This is a genomic window from Streptomyces sp. NPDC107498 (assembly GCF_055582805.1).
This window is the reverse complement of the sequence record NZ_JBVJPE010000058.1, coordinates 1-2,696: the sequence shown is the minus strand read 5'-3', so window position 1 is coordinate 2,696 and position 2,696 is coordinate 1. Positions and strand designations below refer to the sequence as shown.

Here is a 2,696-nt window from a genome sequence, read left to right as displayed (position 1 = left end):
GTCAGCCCGCCGCCTTGTGGATACCGCATGTCCCGGTGATACCGCACAGACGACGAGCCGTCAGCCCCTACGACTCCACGAGTTCAATCTCAGTAGCCGGTTGAGCGTTGACCGGGCAGGTGCGCTGTATCCCGTGCGGGCGCCGCCCTCGTTCTACTCCACCGGCTCGCACCAGGCGGCGACGAGATCCTGGAAGCCAGAGAAACGGGTACCAGGAACAGTCTCACCACTGAACGCCTCGCCGTTGAGCCAGCAGATGTCGAAGATGTCGGTCTCGGTGTCAAGAAGGCAGCACACACCACCGGTGGTGGCGGTGAGGTCGGTGAACACCTTCCTGACGCTCGCGGACTGCACGAACATCCGGCTCATACTCGAGGAAGCGGCTGTGAACTGCAGCGACGCAAAGTTCGGGTGCCATGCAGGGGAGAACCTGACCATCAGGTAGATGTACCCGACCGACACCCGTCCCTGCTCGTCGACCCTGTCGGAATCGCGGAGGAAGAACTCGCGCACCGCGTCGTCGACGCCGACGACGATCGAGGTGTCCAGTTCGAGCGAGTCGCCTGCCGAACAGTCAACCGGTTCGCTCTTGAACTTCGAGGTGAACGGCACGATCACCTGCTCTCCGCCCGGCAGGGTCACCGGAAGCAGCGGCGTCTCGCGGCCTTGGGGGGCGAGCTCGGCCAGCCGGGTCAGCGCTCTCGCAACGTTCCGAGGGGGCATGAAGATCTCATAGCTGTAGTCCAGCCCCATACCGTCCCGCCTCCCCTGTCCTGAACCGTCATCCTGTCATGATCGGGATTGATCGCCCAGTTGATTCCAACGTGGCTGGCTTCGTCCGGACGCAGTCGGCAACGAAGCGCTCAGTCACAACACGCGGCCACCGCCGACAGGTTGAAAAAAGCTCACTACCAACAGTTCAACCGCGATCACGCCCGACTCAGAGCACCCGGCGAACGCACCTTCGCACAGCTGAAGTCCTGGCGGATCCTCTGGCGAGCCAGATGCTCCACCCGCCGCATCGGCACCATCGTCCAGGCCGTCTACACGTTGCTGACCTGCAACTATTCAGGATGAAAGAGGCTCAGTGGGTGTGATGAGGCCGGGCCGCTGGTCGCTGGCCTGGTGATTCCGCTCAACACGCTGGCGACCGAAGGGGCCTTGAATTCTTCCGCATCCGGTCACGCTGCGGAGGTCACCCCGTGGCCCATTTGGGCAGCGGATCTTCCTCAAGTTATTCCCGAAAGCGAAGACCGGCATAGTTGTAGCTCTGCGAGTATTTTGCCAGAAGGTAAGGGTTTGAATTTGACAAGGAGGGTCGTGGTCATGCCGTCTCAAGAGGAGCCCGTAGACGCTGCCGTGGTTAAACTTGCGGGAATTATTAGCAGCCATCCTAAAATGGGAGATCTGAAGGAACTAATCAAAGAGGGAATTGCGACGGAAGAGATCCTTCGAATAGCTCGCCTTGTGCTTAATTCCTCAACCCGTGTTAGTGGCAGTGGCCTCCAGGTCGAAGGCAGTACTCCCGGAAGTGAAGTAGGTAATGAAGGTATCCCCAGTATCGATACCTTGGATCAGATGGTTTTCCAGGCGACTTCGAGGGCGTTCAGAGAGGGCGAGCTGACTGAAATGAGTACAGAAGAAATAGGCTATATTATAACCCAAGCAATCATCGAAGTGATGGAATCCCAGAGATAGGGAAGAAGGGTCGAGTAGATGACGTTCCCATGGGACGATGAAGAGTTTCTGCAGCTCCGCCTCGAAGAGATTCGGAATTACGATTGGAAGCGCCAAAAGGTATCGGACGATTTGCGCCATCAGGCCGCCAGACGTCTGGCCCGAGATAAGAACTTCAAGAAGGCAATTCTGTGGTGCCTAAGAATGGGTGAACTCCGACGGGAAAGAATTCTTCGGTGGGCCAGCGTGACTGGCTCCGAATTCTTGGCGGAAACGCAGGAGGACGTAGTTGCGCAAGAGGCTATAGTGTTTGCCAATATGTCAGCAAGGAAGCGATCGGCGATCTATGATTACGGACCTGAGCCATCCGGCAGAGAAAGCATTTACCGGGCGAACAGGCGGGGCGCGGGTGAACTCGATACGTTCGTAGCCAATAGGCACTTTGCGATGGTATACCCAGATGAGGCGTCTAGTCATCAGCAGGCTATAAACGCTCCCCTGCGAGAGCTTAAGTCCCTAGTTGATGGAATTCTCAAGTCTGTAGGGGAGTTGGCCGGACTTCTGCAAAGTAGCAACTTGGAAAGTATGGCGGGTATGGAAGAGTTCGTAACCATTTCCAAGAAGGTTGCAGGGCGCCTTCCCGGCGACTCGGCCGATCTTGGGAGGCACGTCGAAAAGGTTTGTGCCGCCTGGTTCGAATTCCTGGAAGATTATAAAATCTATGCGAGTATTCCAACTGACATCGACCCGGAAATTCCTGAGGAAAAACACGAGAGGGATGGGGAGTCGACGACGACGGTTTATTTTTTGCACAAGATTAACAAGAGATCTACAGAAGGAACTATAGCTGCAAATCATGGCGCTGTGGATGGAAAGGCTCATCCACGGAGTGATCGATCTACCGAGTTTCAGTTCCCCGATGACTGAGCCTCTTTCATCCTGTGCTGGAGGGTGAAAAGAGCTGATCAGCGAGGGTGGTGACGAGGCAGGGCCCCTGGTCGTTGGCGTGGTGATCTCAC

General features: G+C 56.7%; 3 protein-coding genes and 1 pseudogene. 3 read left to right on the top strand and 1 reads right to left on the bottom strand.

What is annotated here, in order from left to right; genetic code table 11:
* Positions 1 to 153: 153 nt before the first annotated feature.
* Positions 154 to 753 (bottom strand): hypothetical protein, encoded by a 600-nt coding sequence (locus ACZ66Z_RS36665; RefSeq protein ID WP_469940311.1) that lies wholly within the window; start codon positions 751 to 753, stop codon positions 154 to 156.
* A gap of 138 nt (positions 754 to 891) precedes the next feature.
* Here ACZ66Z_RS36665 and ACZ66Z_RS36660 point away from each other — a divergent pair.
* The 3 genes and pseudogenes from ACZ66Z_RS36660 to ACZ66Z_RS36650 form a co-directional block, all read left to right on the top strand.
* Positions 892 to 1,077, top strand: a pseudogene (locus tag ACZ66Z_RS36660) (transposase family protein); the annotation flags it as partial.
* Positions 1,078 to 1,125: 48 nt separating this feature from the next.
* The gene (locus ACZ66Z_RS36655) at positions 1,126 to 1,698 is read left to right on the top strand and encodes a hypothetical protein (protein WP_469940310.1); all 573 of its coding nucleotides are present in this window, start codon (positions 1,126 to 1,128) and stop codon (positions 1,696 to 1,698) included.
* Positions 1,699 to 1,716: 18 nt separating this feature from the next.
* Positions 1,717 to 2,604: a hypothetical protein gene (locus ACZ66Z_RS36650; RefSeq protein ID WP_469940309.1), complete on the top strand. Its 888-nt coding sequence runs from the start codon at positions 1,717 to 1,719 to the stop codon at positions 2,602 to 2,604.
* The last annotated feature ends 92 nt before the right edge of the window (positions 2,605 to 2,696 follow it).

Excerpts from the sequence above, each read along its gene's own strand:
- ACZ66Z_RS36665 (WP_469940311.1), bottom strand. The coding sequence starts at position 753 with ATGGGGCTGGACTACAGCTATGAGATCTTCATGCCCCCTCGGAACGTT.
- ACZ66Z_RS36650 (WP_469940309.1), top strand. The coding sequence starts at position 1,717 with ATGACGTTCCCATGGGACGATGAAGAGTTTCTGCAGCTCCGCCTCGAA.